The following is a 14,453-nucleotide window of genomic DNA, read 5'->3' as shown; positions in this document are numbered from 1 at the left end:
GGACCTCGTCGGGTGTATTCATGGCGGGGCGCCCGAATTTCGGCGCGCCTCGGAGAGAAATCATGAACACCAACGACGCTGTCTTCGCGGGTGCTATTCCTGATCTCTATGATCGTTTCCTGGTCCCGCTGATCTTCCAGACCTATGCCGACGATCTCGCCGAGCGAATCGCCGCGGCACGTCCCAAACGCCTGCTGGAAATCGCAGCGGGAACGGGCGCCCTGACGCGCGCGCTCGCTGCGCGGCTTCCTGCCGATGCAACCATCATCGCCACTGATCTTAATCAGCCGATGCTCGACCGAGCGATCGCGCAGCAAGCCGACGACAAGCGCATCACCTTCCAGATCGCCGACGCCATGGCCTTGCCGTTCGAAGATGGTGGCTTCGACGTGGTCGCCTGCCAGTTCGGCGTGATGTTCTTCCCCGACAAGGTGAAGGCTTATCGCGAGGCCCTGCGGCTGCTCCGTCCGGGCGGGCGCTATGTCTTCAATGTCTGGGATGCGCTGCCCGCCAATGTGTTCGCCGAGACCGTGACGATGGCGCTTGGAGCGATGTTTCCCGAGGATCCGCCGCTCTTCATGGCGCGCACGCCGCACGGCCATTTCGATCAGGCCCGCATCCGCGCCGACCTCACCGCGGCGGGTTTCGGGTCCATCGACATGCAGACCGTCGCGCGCATCAGCCATGGCGGCTCGGCAAGAGAGGTCGCCATGACCTACTGCCAGGGCACGCCGATGCGCGCCGAGATCGAGACACGACGACCGGGCGGGCTCATGGAGGCGACGGATAAGGCTGCCGAGGCGCTCGAGCGGCGGTTCGGATCGGGACCGATCGAAGGTGCCATCCGGGCCATCGTGGTCGAGGCGATGCCCTGAGGCCGTTTCCGGTCAGGCCGGGCGGATCAGGACGTGCTTCTTGCGGCCGAGCGAAAGCTTGACGACGCCTTCAGGCGTCAGCAGGCCGGGGCCGATCATCGCCTTCTCGTCGGAAAGGGCGGCATCGTTCACCCTGAGGCCGCCGCCCTTGATCTGGCGCCGTGCCTCGCCGTTCGAGGCGACGAGGCCGGCGCGGACGAAAAGACCGAGCGCGCCAATCCCTGCCTCGAATTCGGCTGCAGGAACTTCGATGGTCGGCAGCGACTCGGCGAGCGCGCCTTCCTCGAAGGTCTGGCGCGCCGTCTCAGCGGCGGCTTCGGCGGCTCCGCGGCCATGCACGACCGCGGTCGCCTCGGTGGCCAGGATCTTCTTCGCGTCGTTGATCTCGGCACCGCCAAGCGCCTCGAGCCGCGCGATCTCGGACAGCGGCAGGCGCGTGAAGATCTTCAGGAAGCGGCCGACATCGGCATCCTCGGTGTTGCGGAAATACTGCCAGAAATCATAGGGGCTGAAGAGGTCGCCATTGAGCCAGACGGCGCCCTTCGCCGTCTTGCCCATCTTGGCGCCCGATGAGGTGGTGAGCAGCGGCGTCGTCAGCGCATAGAGCTGCGGTCGGTCCATCCGGTGGGCCAGGTCGACGCCATTGATGATGTTGCCCCACTGGTCGGAGCCGCCCATCTGCAGCACGCAGTCATAGCGGCGGTTGAGCTCGACGAAGTCGTAGCCCTGCATGATCATGTAGTTGAATTCGAGGAAGGAGAGCGACTGCTCGCGATCGAGCCGCAGCTTCACCGAATCGAAGGAAAGCATGCGATTGACCGAGAAGTGCCGGCCGACATCGCGCAGGAACTCCACATAGTTGAGCTTCAGCAGCCAGTCGGCATTGTTGACCATGATCGCGTCGCCCGGCCCTTCGCCGAAGCGCAGGATGCGCGAGAAGATCTGCTTGATGCCGGCAATGTTGCGGTCGATTTCCTCGATGGTCAGCAGCTTGCGCTGGTCGTCGCGGAACGAGGGGTCGCCGACCATCGACGTGCCGCCGCCCATCAAGGCGATCGGCCGATGTCCGGTCTCCTGCAACCAGTGCAGCATAGTCGCGGAAATCAGATTGCCGATATGGAGGCTGGTCGCCGTCGCGTCATAACCGACATAGGCCGTGATCGGCCCCTTGATGCACTGTGCGTCGAGTCCCTCAGGGTCTGAAATCTGATGGATGAGCCCGCGCTCGCTGAGCACCTGCAGGAAATCGGACTTGAACGCGGTCATGGCATCATCTCGACAGAGTGGGTGGCGCGGCAGGCTTTAGCAGCCGCCGCCGAAAAGATCATCAGCGACGGCCAGGTTTGCTGTAACCCGGGTTTCCTGCGACCCGGTCAGACTGCGGCGGCGAGCCGTGCTTCCGGCCGGCTGCGTTCGCGCCGGTGCGCGACCGCTTCGGCAAGCCGTTCGAGCACGCCGACCGAGGTCTGCCAGTCGATGCAGCCATCGGTGATGCTCTGGCCATAGACCAGCGGACGTCCCGGCACGAGATCCTGCCGGCCGGCAACGAGATTGCTTTCGATCATCACGCCCATGATGCGGTCATCGCCGGCGGCAATCTGTGCGCCGATCTCATCGCAGACGCGCGGCTGGTTTTCGGGCTTCTTCAGGCTGTTGGCGTGGCTGGCATCGATCATCAGGAAGGGTGGCAGCCCGGCCTTGGCGAGTTCAGCGGCAGCCGCATCGACGCTTGCCGCGTCATAGTTCGGCGCCTTGCCGCCACGCAGGATGATGTGGCAGTCGTCATTGCCGGTCGTGGCGGCGATCGCCGAGCGTCCCTCCTTGGTCACCGCCAGGAAATGATGCGGCTGCGAGGCGGAGAGAACCGCGTCGACCGCGATCTTCACATTGCCGTCAGTGCCGTTCTTGAAGCCGACCGGGCAGGAGAGGCCGGAAGCCAGCTCGCGATGCACCTGGCTCTCGGTCGTCCGCGCGCCGATGGCGCCCCAGCCGACGAGATCGGCGAAATATTGCGGCGTCGTCATGTCGAGGAATTCGGAGCCGGCCGGCAGACCGAGCTTGTTGATCTCGAGCAGCAGGCTGCGCGCGCGGCGCAGGCCCTTGTCGATATGGAAGCTTCCATCGAGGTCGGGATCGTTGATAAGGCCCTTCCACCCGACCGTTGTGCGCGGCTTCTCGAAATAGACGCGCATGACAATCTCAAGCTCGGAGCCAAGACGCTTGCGCTCTTCGACGAGGCGGTGGGCGTAGTCGATGGCTGCCTCTGGATCGTGGATCGAGCAGGGGCCGATCACGACGGCGAGGCGATCGTCGCGGCCATGCAGAATGTCATGCAGCGCGCGGCGGCTCGTCGCGACCGTCAGGCTCGCAGCATCGGTGCGGGGGAACTCGGCCATCACGGCTGCGGGTGGCGAGAGTTCCTTCAATGCGCTGATGCGCAGATCGTCTGTGGTGTCGGGCACGGTTCGGGCTCCTTGGAGTTTCCCGGCAGCGGCCAACAAAAAAGCCGCCAACTCGGTTTGGCGGCTTGGTGGGGGATGCTTCGATCTTCTACTTCGAGCGCGCTCCTGCCTCCGCCGCCGGCAACGGATAGCTAAAGTACCAGCCAAAGAAGAAGGTGCGGGCAGAGAGGCTCATGGGCGAGGCTATAGCCGAGCCGCAGGCGTTTGTCACCTCCTTCATTGACGGAGGCGCTGCAGCTGGCGAAACAAGGCCCGCGGGCAGGAGACGGGATCCGAATCATGCGCAGGATTGTTGCGGTGGGCTTGATGAGCGGCACGTCGATGGATGGCATCGACGCGGCCTTGATCGCCACCGATGGCGAGGATGTCGAAGCGTTCGGCCCGACGGCCTTTCGTCCGTATTCCGAAGATGAGCGGGCCGTGCTGCGCGCAGCGCTCGCCGCGGCCACCACGCTGACCGACCGGACGGCGCGGCCCGGCGTCCTTGCAGAGGCGGAGCGCATCGTCACCGACGCGCATGCCGAAACGGTCGAGCACTTGCTGGCGCGCGAAGATGTTGACGCCGTCAGGGTTTCGCTGGTCGGCTTCCACGGCCAGACCGTCTTCCATGCGCCAGCGCGGCGGCTGACGGTGCAGATCGGCGATGGCGCGGCGCTGGCAAAAAGGCTCGGCATCCCAGTCGTTCATGATTTCAGGGCCGCAGATGTTGCCGCGGGCGGGCAGGGCGCGCCCCTGGTGCCGATCTTTCATCGCGCGCTCGTCCGGGCTGCAGGGCTTTCGGGCGATGTCGCCGTGGTGAATATCGGCGGTGTCGCGAATGTCACCCGAGTCGCCGCCGATGGATCGCTGATTGCTTTCGACACAGGCCCAGGCAATGCACTGATCGACGATCTGATGCGTGAGCGTACGGGCGCCGCCATGGATCGCGACGGACTCATGTCGCTCTCGGGGCAGGTGCAGGCGCAGACGCTGGCCGAGCTGATCGCCGATCCCTGGTTCGACTTGAAGCCGCCGAAATCGCTCGATCGCGACGCGTTCTCGCGCGCGCCGGTGGCGCGGCTGTCGACGGCCGATGCGGCTGCGACGCTCGCCGCCTTCACAGCCGAATCGATCGCGCGCGGCATCGCGCTTGCCGGCGGCGCCGACCGGATCGTCGTCTGCGGTGGCGGCGCGCATAATCCCGCGATTCTTCGCCAGCTGGCCGCGATGAGCCGGGCGGATGTCACCACCGCCGACGCGCATGGCTGGTCGGTCGACTTCATCGAGGCGCAGGCCTTCGCCTATCTTGCGGCAAGAAACCGCGCCGGCCTGCCGATCAGCTTTCCCGAAACCACCGGCTGTCCCGAGCCGATGTCCGGCGGCGTGCTGTCGCTCCCTTGACAGGGGCCTCTCCGGGCGCTGCCTTATTGTCTTGGGCCAACGGCTGCCATCTTGTTCCACGGCCGCCACGCTGGCGCCGCGCCCCGCCGCTATCTTGCGAATCGTTCGACAGCGCGCGGGCTCATCTGGTCCACGCCGAAGGAGAAGCGAGCTTCTACGCCCCATGATCGAGAGCATGTATGTCGCCATCCTGATCGGTTCGCTGCTTGTCGGCGTGGCGGTGTTTACCTCGATCTTCTCGACGAGGTTCGGCGCACCGCTGCTGCTCGTGTTTCTCCTGCTCGGTCTTCTGGCCGGCGAGGATGGACTCGGCATTCATTTCAGCGATGGCCGCGTCGCTTATTTCATCGGCTCGATCGCGCTCGCCATCATCCTGTTCGAAAGCGGCTTCGAGACCAAGTCCTCGGCCTTTCGCGCGGCCGCGCTGCCGGCGCTGACGCTCGCGACGATCGGCGTGCTGGTCACGGCAGGGATCGTTGGCCTCGCGGCGCGCTTCGTCTTCGGCTGGGACTGGATCTCGGCCATGCTGCTCGGCACGATCGTGGCATCGACCGATGCGGCGGCGGTGTTCTTCCTGCTCCGCGTCGGCGGCATCTCGCTGCGCGAGCGTGTGCGGTCCTCACTTGAAGTCGAATCCGGTTCCAACGATCCGATGGCGATCTTCCTCACGGTGGCGCTGGTCGGGATCGCCACAGCCGCTGCCGGCGAGGGCGAAGCCTTTCTCAGCCTGCTGCGATCCTTCTTCCTGCAGATCGGCGTCGGCTCGATCACCGGTCTCATCGGCGGTTTCGTCATCGTGCGCATCGTCAACAGGGTGGAACTGGAGTCGGCGCTTTATCCGATCCTGGTGATGGCGCTCGTGCTTGTACTGTTCGCCGCCACAGGCATTGGCGGGGCCAGCGGATTCCTGGCCGTCTATGTTGCTGGCCTGATCTGCGGCAATGTCCGCATGCGCCAGATCCTGGCGCTCCGGCGCGTGCTGCAGGGCATGAGCTGGCTGGCGCAGATCGCGATGTTCCTGACACTCGGCCTCCTGGCGACGCCGAGCGAGTTCGGGAGCGTGCTGCTGCCGGCGCTCGGGATCGCCGCGGTGCTGATCTTCATCGCGCGGCCGGTCGCCGTCTGGCTTTGCCTGGTGCCGTTCGGCTTCTCGCGTAATGAAACCGCCTTCGTCGCCTGGGTCGGGCTGCGCGGCGCGGTTTCTATCCTGCTGGCGATCCTGCCGATGGTTGGCGGCGTCTCACACGGGCAGATGATGTTCAACGTCGCCTTCATCGTCGTCCTCTGCTCGCTGGTGCTGCAGGGCTGGACGATCGCGCCGGTCGCCCGCTGGCTCGGCCTCGTGGTGCCGGCGCGCTATGGCCCGGTCGAGCGCGTCGATATCGAGCTCCCCGGCCGCGGCGATCATGAGATCGTCACCTATCGCGTGATGCCCGAAAGCGCCGTTGGTCGGGGGCGGCGGATTCCGCGCTGGGCCCGTCCGGCGCTGATCCTGCGCGATGGCCGCTCGCTGCGCTTCGAGGCGGCGGGCCCGCTCGTAGCGGGGGATCAGGTCTATATTATTGCGGCCACCGAGCATGTCCGCCTGCTCGACCAGTTGTTTGCGAGGCCTGCCGATAGCGCTGACGCTTCGGCGCTGTTCGGGGATTTCGCCATAGAGCCCGACGTCAAGCTCGGCGACCTCGCCGAGGCCTATGGCTTCGAGCTGACCGCGGAGGAGGCAAGCGAAACCGTCGCGGGCTTCATGCGCCGCTCGCTTGCGGGGGATATCGAAGAGGGCGACCGCGTCGCGGCCGGGCCCGTGGATCTCATCGTCCGCCGGCTGGACGATCACGACGAGATCGCCGAGGTTGGGCTCGCCCTGGAGCGTCGCGCGCCGCGCCGCAAATTGCCGTTGTTCCAGAACCGGCGCGAAATCGTCGCCTATCTGAAGGAGCGCCGGATCCGCAAGACGGCGGCGCGTGCGGCGGCGCTCGCCGCAGCCGTCACCACAATGCCCCTCGACGAGGAACAGCCGCACTAGTGGCTGCGGTCCGCTTGAAGTCGCGCGCCAGCAGCGCCATCGCCAGCGGAAAGCTGATGAGCCACAGGGCGCCAATCCAGATCAGCCCCGGCCAGACCGTCTGCAGGATCAGGAATGGAGCGAGCAGGCCGTTGGCGATGAAGCAGCGACGGAGAGCAGAGCCTGCCGGTAAGCTGGGCGCCGCGACCAAGGTGGCGAGGCTCATCAGGGTGTAGCCGAGTAGGTCGACGCCTGTCAGCGGGTTGCCGAGCGCGCAGCAGCCAAAAAGCGTCGAAATCGCATTGCCACCGGCAAGCTTTGCCGGAATGACGGCCGAAAGCTGGATCACGTAGACGATGCTGACCAGCGTCGCATACATCACAGCCAGCGAGAGGCCGGCAAGGCTCCAGACCCGCAGCGGCGCCGGCTGCGTCGCATGCAGGCCCGCCATCGCGAGAACGAAGCTCGGCGCCAGCGCCAGCGACGGCGCGAAGATCAGGATCTCGTCAACGGGAAAGCGAAGGACTCCGGCAACCTGCAGGATCTGCGGGATGCCGTAGCCGATGCTGAAGACGAAAGCGGCGATCGCCGACCAGAAACCGAAGCGCAAAACGTCCATCTCCATGCCTCCGCCATCAAGAATGACGGACAGAGGAGAGATCGCCTTGATCTTGCGCAACCTGCGCGGGTTATGCGGCTTCGGTGATCGCCTTCAGGCGCTTGTCGACATAGGCGCCGCAAATGTCGATCAGCGGCTCGACCTGGCCTTCGAAGAAGTGGTTGGCACCCGGCATGATCGTCTGCTCGACGATAATACCCTTCTGGGTCTTCAGCTTGTCGACGAGCGTCTGGACGTCCTTGGGCGGCGCGACCTTGTCCTGGTCGCCATGGACGATCAGGCCGGAGGACGGGCAGGGCGCGAGGAACGAGAAGTCGTAGAGATTGGCCTGGGGAGCAATCGAGATGAAGCCCTCGATCTCCGGCCGCCGCATCAGGAGCTGCATGCCGATCCACGAGCCGAACGAGAAACCGGCGACCCAGCAGGCGCGTGCGTCAGGATGGACCGTCTGCGCCCAGTCGAGCGCCGAAGCGGCATCCGAAAGCTCACCTTCGCCATGGTCGAATTCGCCCTGGCTGCGGCCGACGCCGCGGAAATTGAAGCGCAGAACCGCGAAGCCGCGCTTCGCGAACATGTAAAACAGCTGATAGGTGATCGCATTGTTCATCGTGCCGCCGAATTGCGGATGCGGATGCAGGATGATGGCGATCGGGCCGTTCTTCGTCTTGGACGGCTGATAGCGTCCTTCGATACGGCCGGCAGGGCCGGTGAAGATGATTTCGGGCATGGACGGCGCGTACCTCTGGCGTGTTCCTGCGGCCAAAACCCTGCTATGGGAGCGGCTCCGGAACTTGACTCTGATCCTCAGGGTTTCTAGAACACCTTAGAACAGTTCGAATGGAACGGTCGGACGCAGCCCGGCCGGGAAGCCGGCCTTGTAGCATGATGCAGGGTGCGGATTTCAAGCATAATGCGACATGGACCCTGCCATTGGCGGCGGGTCTGGACCCGGCCTCAGGCTGGGTGCCTGGAGGCGGCTTTGACGCGGGCGCGAATCTATCTCGATTACAATGCAGGTGCCCCGCTGCGCCCGCAGGCCCGCGTGGCCATGATCGAGGCGTTGCAGTCCGTCGGAAATCCATCATCCGTTCATTCTGAGGGCAGGGCGGCACGCGGCCGCGTCGAGACCGCCCGGCGGCAGGTGGCAGCACTGGTCGGCGGCTCTGCGGATCGCGTCATCTTCACGAGCGGGGGCACCGAGGCGAATGTCACGGTCCTGTCGCCACGCCAGCGTGTCGGCGCGGGAGAAATCCGGCTCGATCGTCTCGTTATGGGCGCCACGGAACATCCTTCGGTCTTGGCCGGCGGACGCTTCGCTGCCGATCAGATCGATCGCGTCGAAGTTGACGACGAGGGCGTCATTCGTCTGGATCGTCTCGAAGAGGCTCTGACCGCACTGCCAAGGGACCAGCGCGCGCTCATTTCGGTCATGCTCGCCAACAACGAGACCGGCACGATCCAGCCCGTTGCAGAGGTTGCGCGCCTCGCGGGGCGTTTCGGCGCTCTGGTTCATGCCGATGCGATCCAGGCGGCAGGACGCATCCCGATCGACATCGCAGCCTTGGGCGTCGACTTCCTGACCCTTTCGGCGCACAAGATCGGCGGCCCGCAGGGCATTGGCGCCATCATTCTCGGCGGCGATCTCGCCGCGCCGCTGCCGCTTGTGACCGGTGGCGGGCAGGAAAAATATGCCCGTGCCGGCACGGAGAATGTGGCTGCGATCGCTGGCTTCGGTGCCGCCGCTGCTGCATCCGCCGATGATCTCGGGCGCGCCGATGAATGGCACGCCTGGCGTGATCGCCTCGCGGCGCTGCCGGAAGCCATTCTCGTCGGCGGCGGTGCCGAAAGGCTGCCGCAGACGGCGGCGCTTGCCGTGGATGGTCTCCGCGCGGAGACGCTGGTGATTGCCTTCGATCTCGAAGGCATCGCCATATCGGCAGGCTCCGCCTGTTCGTCCGGCAAGGTTCAGGTCTCGCATGTCATGAAGGCGATGCGCCTTGCTGATACGCGCGCAGGGTCGGTAGTAAGGCTCAGCTTCGGCTGGGAAACGACGGAAGACGACATATCTAGGTTTGGTGAAGTCTGGGGACGGGTCATGTCGCGGCTGAGGCCGGGCATGACGCGCGCCGCCTGAAAGCACTGCTCAACCCGCGGTCCTTGAAACCGCGGCGACGGAGTTGGAAATGCCCGCAGTTCAGGAGACAGTCGATCAGGTTCGCAGGATCGACGTCGATCAGTATAAATATGGTTTCGTCACGGACATCGAGTCCGACCGGGCGCCCAAGGGCCTGTCCGAGGACATCGTCCGCTATATCTCGGCGAAGAAGAACGAGCCGGAATGGATGCTCGAATGGCGGCTTGAGGCCTATCGGCGCTGGCTGACCATGACGGAGCCGACTTGGGCGCGCGTCCATTATCCGAAGATCGATTTCGACGATCTCTATTACTATTCGGCGCCGAAGAGCACCAAGGGTCCGAAGTCGCTCGACGAGGTCGACCCCGAGCTGCTCGCCACCTATGAGAAACTCGGCATTCCGCTCCGCGAGCGCGAGATCCTGGCCGGCGTCGAGGGCGCGAGCGACCGCCGCGTCGCCGTCGATGCCGTGTTCGACAGCGTCTCCGTGGTCACGACCTTCAAGGAAGAACTGAAGAAGGCCGGCGTCATCTTCTGCGCGATCTCCGAGGCGATCCGCGAATATCCGGACCTCGTGCGCAAATATCTGGGCACGGTGGTTCCGACGACGGACAATTTCTACGCGACACTGAACTCGGCGGTCTTCTCGGACGGATCGTTCGTCTATGTGCCCGAGGGCGTCCGCTGCCCGATGGAACTGTCGACCTATTTCCGCATCAACGAGCGGAATACGGGCCAGTTCGAGCGCACGCTGATCATTGCCGAGAAGGGCGCCTATGTGTCCTATCTCGAGGGCTGCACCGCGCCGATGCGTGACGAGAACCAGCTTCATGCCGCCGTCGTCGAGCTCGTCGCGCTCGATGATGCCGAGATCAAATACTCGACCGTCCAGAACTGGTATCCCGGGGACAAGGACGGCAAGGGCGGCATCTACAACTTCGTCACGAAGCGCGGCGATTGCCGCGGCGACCGCTCGAAGATCTCGTGGACGCAGGTCGAGACCGGCTCGGCGATCACCTGGAAATATCCGTCCTGCATCCTGCGCGGCGACGAAAGCCAGGGCGAGTTCTATTCGATCGCGGTTTCGAACGGCTATCAGCAGGTCGACAGCGGCACGAAGATGATCCATCTCGGCAAGAATACGAGAAGCCGGATCATTTCGAAGGGCATCGCCGCGGGCCGCTCTGACAACACCTATCGCGGTCTCGTCTCGGCGCACCGAAAAGCCAGCGGCGCGCGCAATTTCACCAATTGCGACAGCCTCTTGATCGGCGACCAGTGCGGCGCACATACCGTGCCCTACATCGAATCGAAGAATGCGAGCGCGGTGTTCGAGCACGAGGCGACGACTTCGAAGATCGCCGACGACCAGCTCTTCTATTGCCTGCAGCGCGGGCTCACCTCCGAGGAAGCCGTGGCGCTGATCGTCAACGGCTTCGTCAAGGACGTGATCCAGCAATTGCCGATGGAGTTCGCCGTCGAGGCGCAGAAGCTGATCTCGATCAGCCTCGAAGGGTCGGTCGGGTAGTCATTCGCTTTTCCACCGTCATGTCCGGCTTGCCCGGGCATCACGACTTCGGCGGTGGATGATCAGACGTTGATGGCCGGGACTATCCTGGCCATGACGGCGGTGCGAAGTGTGGCCGCCGGAATGAACGGACAAATCAAGATGCTCTCCATCAAAAACCTTCACGCCTCGGTCGGCGATCGCGAAATCCTCCGCGGTGTCAACCTTGAGGTGCCCACCGGCGAGGTCCACGCCATCATGGGGCCGAACGGCTCCGGCAAGTCCACGCTGTCCTATGTGCTGGCCGGCCGCGACGGCTACGACATCACCGACGGCTCGATCCTGTTCGGCGGCGAGGAGATCGTCGAGACGCCCGCCGAGGAGCGCGCGGCCAAGGGCATCTTCCTCGCCTTCCAGTATCCGCTCGAAATCCCGGGCGTCGCCACCATGACCTTCCTGAAGGCGGCGATGAACGCGCAGCGCAAGGCGCGCGGCGAGGCGGAATTGACGACGCCGGACTTCATGCGCCGGGTGAAGGTCGCCGCCGAAAAGCTTAACGTGACTCAGGAAATGCTGCGCCGGCCGCTCAATGTCGGCTTCTCCGGTGGCGAGAAGAAGCGCAACGAGATCCTGCAGATGGCGCTGCTCGAGCCGAAGCTCGCCATCCTCGACGAGACGGATTCGGGCCTCGATATCGATGCGCTCAAGACGGTTTCCGATGGCGTCAACGCGCTGCGTGCACCGGATCGTTCGATGCTGGTCATCACCCACTACCAGCGCCTGCTCGACCATATCGTGCCCGATGTCGTGCATGTCATGGCAGCCGGTCGCATCGTCCGCTCGGGCGGTCCGGAACTGGCGCTTGAACTCGAGGCCAATGGCTATGCCGACTATGTCGGCGCGGCTGCGGCGTGAGTGCCGTCATGAACGCTGAACCCCGCATCCTGCACACGCCGGCGGAGGTCACGTTGGCCGACGCCTTCTCGGCCGCGCGCGGCGATCTGCCGGGCGATGCCGGCGTCGCCGCCGCGCGCGTCGTTGCCTTCGATGCGTTCCAGAAAAAGGGACTGCCGCATCGGCGCACCGAGGCCTGGCGCTATACGGACCTGCGCGCGCTGCTGCGCAGCGTGCCGCCGGCGCCGCCAGCCGAGCCTGCTTCCATCGCGATCGCGGACCTCCTGCCGGGGCTCGACAGGGCGCGGCTGGTGATCCTCGACGGCATCTATCGGCCCGACCTCTCCGATCTCTCGGGCCTCGCCGGTGTCGAGGTGACGGGTCTCGACACGCTGTTGGACCAGGGCGACGAGCGCGTCGGGGCGCTGGCCGGCCGGCTCGACGATGCGATGGTGACCCTCAACACGGCGATGATGGCTGGCGGGGTCGCGGTTCGCGTTCCGGCCGGGCTCGACGTCACCCGCGCCGTCGAGATCGCGCATGTCACGAGCGGCGCCTATTCGGTGTTTGCACGCAATGTCGTGACCGTTGGCGCTGGAGCGTCTCTGCGTGTCGTGGAGACTTTCACGGGCCCGAATGCCGCTGCCTCCGTTGCCAATATCGTCACCGAGGCAGTCATCGGTGATCGCGCCAAGGTGACTTGGGCCAAGCTGCAGGCTGAGGGGGACGCGGCGGTGCATCTCGGCACGACGGCTGTCTCCATCGGCGGCGAGAGCCAGTTCGATCATCTGACACTGATGACCGGCGCCGCAATTTCGCGCTCGCAGAGCTTCGTCACCTATGGCGGCGAATTCGCACGCGCCGGACTCTTCGGCGCCACCATGATCGGCGGCAAGCAGCATGCCGACATCATGCTCGGCGTCGACCATGCGGTGCCGAACGGCGCCAGCCGCGAACTGTTCAAGGCGGTGATGGACGGCAAGGCCGAGGGCATCTTCCAGGGCCGCATCGTCGTGCGTCCCGGCGCCCAGAAGGTCGACGGCAAGATGATGACGCAAGGGCTGCTCCTCTCGGAGGATGCGTCCTTCTCGGTCAAGCCGGAGCTGGAGATCTTCGCCGACGACGTCCAGTGCGCGCATGGCGCGACCTCGGGCGAGATCGACGAGGACATGCTGTTCTATCTGCTTTCGCGCGGCCTGCCGCGGGCCGAGGCAGAGACGTTACTGGTCACCGCGTTCCTCGCCGAGGCGATCGAGGGCCTTGGTGACGAGGCGATCGGCGAGGCGTTCGAACAGATCGCCCGCGATTGGCTGGCCGGACGGAAGACGCTGGCATGACCATTATCGAAGCCGAGGCGGCGCCCTATGACGTCGAGGCGGTCAGGCGGGACTTCCCGATCCTGTCGAAGCAGGTCTATGGCAAGCCGCTCGTCTATCTCGACAACGGCGCCTCGGCCCAGAAGCCGCAGGCCATGCTCGATGCGGTGATGAGGGCCTATACCGAGGACTATGCCAACGTCCATCGCGGCCTGCACTATCTCTCGAACGCTGCCACGGAAGCTTATGAAAACGCACGTGAAACCGTGCGCCGCTTCCTGAATGCCGGCTCGACCGACGAGATCATCTTCACCCGGTCCTCGACCGAGGCGATCAACCTCGTCGCGGACTCCTTCGGCCGCATGGCGATCGGCGAGGGCGACGAGATCATTCTCTCGATCCTCGAGCACCATTCGAACATCGTGCCCTGGCATTTCCATCGCGAACGCAAGGGCGCGGTGATCAAGTGGGCGCCGGTCGACGAGGACGGCGCGTTCCGGCTCGACGTCTTCGAGAAGCTGATCACGCCGCGGACCAAGATCGTGGCGATCACGCATATGTCCAATGTCACCGGCACGATCGTGCCAGTGAAGGAGGTCATCCGCATTGCCCACGCGCATGGCGTCAAGGTGCTGATCGACGGCAGCCAGGCCGCGGTACACCTGCCGGTCGATGTGCGCGACCTCGATGCCGATTTCTATGCCTTCACCGGGCACAAGGTCTATGGTCCGACGGGCATCGGCGTTCTCTATGCCAAGAAAGCGCTGCTTGAGGCGATGCCGCCTTATATGGGCGGCGGCGAGATGATCCGTGACGTCACGGGCACGGCCGTCACCTATGCCGAGCCACCGCACCGTTTCGAGGCCGGGACGCCGCCGATCGTTCAGGCGATCGGGCTCGGCGCGTCGCTCGACTATATGGAGCGGCTCGGGCGCGTCAACATCGCTGCGCATGAGCATAGCCTGGCCGTCTATGCGCAGGAGCGCCTGTCGGCGATCAACAGCCTCAGGATCTTCGGCACGACGCCGGACAAGGGCGCGATCATCTCGTTCGAAATGGCCGGGGCGCATGCTCACGACATCTCGACCATCATCGATCGCGAGGGCGTAGCGGTGCGGGCCGGCACGCATTGCGCCCAGCCTTTGCTGCGTCGCTTCGGCGTCACCTCGACTTGCCGGGCCTCGTTCGGCCTCTACAACACCATGGCTGAGGTGGATCGCCTCGCCGAAGCGCTGCTCAAGGCGCAGCGCTTCTTCAGTTGAGG

At 64.9% G+C, this 14,453-nt stretch carries 12 protein-coding genes; 8 read left to right on the top strand and 4 right to left on the bottom strand.

The annotated features are described in order from the left end of the window. Nucleotides 1-62: 62 nt before the first annotated feature. Entirely contained in the window at nucleotides 63-875 is an 813-nt protein-coding gene (locus BUB39_RS16240; protein WP_073055292.1) for a class I SAM-dependent methyltransferase, read from the top strand. Nucleotides 876-887: 12 nt separating this feature from the next. Here the strand turns inward: BUB39_RS16240 and tyrS are convergent, their stop codons facing one another. Together tyrS and BUB39_RS16230 are read right to left on the bottom strand one after the other, a co-directional pair. Next, on the bottom strand, nucleotides 888-2,141 hold the full coding sequence (gene tyrS, locus BUB39_RS16235) for a tyrosine--tRNA ligase (protein ID WP_073055290.1): 1,254 nt from the start codon (nucleotides 2,139-2,141) through the stop codon (nucleotides 888-890). A 107-nt stretch (nucleotides 2,142-2,248) separates the two neighbouring features. Further along, on the bottom strand, nucleotides 2,249-3,337 hold the full coding sequence (locus BUB39_RS16230) for a 3-deoxy-7-phosphoheptulonate synthase (protein WP_073055288.1): 1,089 nt from the start codon (nucleotides 3,335-3,337) through the stop codon (nucleotides 2,249-2,251). A 279-nt stretch (nucleotides 3,338-3,616) separates the two neighbouring features. Here BUB39_RS16230 and BUB39_RS16225 point away from each other — a divergent pair, with 279 nt between their 5' ends. Both BUB39_RS16225 and BUB39_RS16220 read left to right on the top strand, forming a co-directional pair. Beyond that, on the top strand, nucleotides 3,617-4,717 hold the full coding sequence (locus BUB39_RS16225) for an anhydro-N-acetylmuramic acid kinase (RefSeq protein ID WP_073055286.1): 1,101 nt from the start codon (nucleotides 3,617-3,619) through the stop codon (nucleotides 4,715-4,717). 163 nt (nucleotides 4,718-4,880) lie between these two features. Continuing rightward, complete coding sequence (locus tag BUB39_RS16220; RefSeq protein WP_175561884.1) at nucleotides 4,881-6,740, top strand: potassium/proton antiporter; 1,860 nt, start codon at nucleotides 4,881-4,883, stop codon at nucleotides 6,738-6,740. On the opposite strand, the gene BUB39_RS16215 is transcribed toward BUB39_RS16220, so the two are convergent. Both BUB39_RS16215 and BUB39_RS16210 read right to left on the bottom strand, forming a co-directional pair. Further along, complete coding sequence (locus BUB39_RS16215; RefSeq protein WP_139251500.1) at nucleotides 6,703-7,338, bottom strand: hypothetical protein; 636 nt, start codon at nucleotides 7,336-7,338, stop codon at nucleotides 6,703-6,705. The genes BUB39_RS16220 and BUB39_RS16215 overlap by 38 nt on opposite strands. A gap of 70 nt (nucleotides 7,339-7,408) precedes the next feature. Next, complete coding sequence (locus BUB39_RS16210; RefSeq protein WP_073055282.1) at nucleotides 7,409-8,065, bottom strand: alpha/beta hydrolase; 657 nt, start codon at nucleotides 8,063-8,065, stop codon at nucleotides 7,409-7,411. A gap of 252 nt (nucleotides 8,066-8,317) precedes the next feature. Here BUB39_RS16210 and BUB39_RS16205 point away from each other — a divergent pair, with 252 nt between their 5' ends. The 5 genes from BUB39_RS16205 (at nucleotide 8,318) to BUB39_RS16185 (ending at nucleotide 14,451) form a co-directional block, all read left to right on the top strand. Beyond that, nucleotides 8,318-9,472, top strand: a complete 1,155-nt coding sequence (locus BUB39_RS16205) for a cysteine desulfurase family protein (protein ID WP_073055279.1) — start codon at nucleotides 8,318-8,320, stop codon at nucleotides 9,470-9,472. Nucleotides 9,473-9,521: 49 nt separating this feature from the next. Then, nucleotides 9,522-11,000, top strand: coding sequence for a Fe-S cluster assembly protein SufB (gene sufB, locus BUB39_RS16200; protein ID WP_073055277.1), 1,479 nt, complete (start codon nucleotides 9,522-9,524; stop codon nucleotides 10,998-11,000). 141 nt (nucleotides 11,001-11,141) lie between these two features. Further along, on the top strand, nucleotides 11,142-11,894 hold the full coding sequence (sufC, locus tag BUB39_RS16195) for a Fe-S cluster assembly ATPase SufC (protein WP_073055652.1): 753 nt from the start codon (nucleotides 11,142-11,144) through the stop codon (nucleotides 11,892-11,894). Nucleotides 11,895-11,902: 8 nt separating this feature from the next. Next, the gene (gene sufD, locus BUB39_RS16190) at nucleotides 11,903-13,210 is read left to right on the top strand and encodes a Fe-S cluster assembly protein SufD (RefSeq protein ID WP_073055275.1); all 1,308 of its coding nucleotides are present in this window, start codon (nucleotides 11,903-11,905) and stop codon (nucleotides 13,208-13,210) included. Then, on the top strand, nucleotides 13,207-14,451 hold the full coding sequence (locus tag BUB39_RS16185; protein ID WP_073055273.1) for a cysteine desulfurase: 1,245 nt from the start codon (nucleotides 13,207-13,209) through the stop codon (nucleotides 14,449-14,451). The genes sufD and BUB39_RS16185 overlap by 4 nt, the downstream gene beginning before the upstream one ends. Nucleotides 14,452-14,453: the final 2 nt, after the last annotated feature.

It is taken from the genome of Kaistia soli DSM 19436 (assembly GCF_900129325.1).
Taxonomy (GTDB): Bacteria; Pseudomonadota; Alphaproteobacteria; order Rhizobiales; family Kaistiaceae; genus Kaistia; species Kaistia soli.
The sequence above is the reverse complement of the archived record's forward strand: the minus strand, read 5'-3'. Positions and strand labels throughout refer to the sequence as shown.

Coding starts and splice junctions, on each gene's coding strand:
- BUB39_RS16240 (WP_073055292.1), top strand. CDS start 63: ATGAACACCAACGACGCTGTCTTCGCGGGTGCTATTCCTGATCTCTAT.
- tyrS (WP_073055290.1), bottom strand. CDS start 2,141: ATGACCGCGTTCAAGTCCGATTTCCTGCAGGTGCTCAGCGAGCGCGGG.
- BUB39_RS16225 (WP_073055286.1), top strand. CDS start 3,617: ATGCGCAGGATTGTTGCGGTGGGCTTGATGAGCGGCACGTCGATGGAT.
- BUB39_RS16220 (WP_175561884.1), top strand. CDS start 4,881: ATGATCGAGAGCATGTATGTCGCCATCCTGATCGGTTCGCTGCTTGTC.
- BUB39_RS16215 (WP_139251500.1), bottom strand. CDS start 7,338: ATGGACGTTTTGCGCTTCGGTTTCTGGTCGGCGATCGCCGCTTTCGTC.
- BUB39_RS16210 (WP_073055282.1), bottom strand. CDS start 8,065: ATGCCCGAAATCATCTTCACCGGCCCTGCCGGCCGTATCGAAGGACGC.
- sufB (WP_073055277.1), top strand. CDS start 9,522: ATGCCCGCAGTTCAGGAGACAGTCGATCAGGTTCGCAGGATCGACGTC.
- sufC (WP_073055652.1), top strand. CDS start 11,142: ATGCTCTCCATCAAAAACCTTCACGCCTCGGTCGGCGATCGCGAAATC.
- sufD (WP_073055275.1), top strand. CDS start 11,903: ATGAACGCTGAACCCCGCATCCTGCACACGCCGGCGGAGGTCACGTTG.
- BUB39_RS16185 (WP_073055273.1), top strand. CDS start 13,207: ATGACCATTATCGAAGCCGAGGCGGCGCCCTATGACGTCGAGGCGGTC.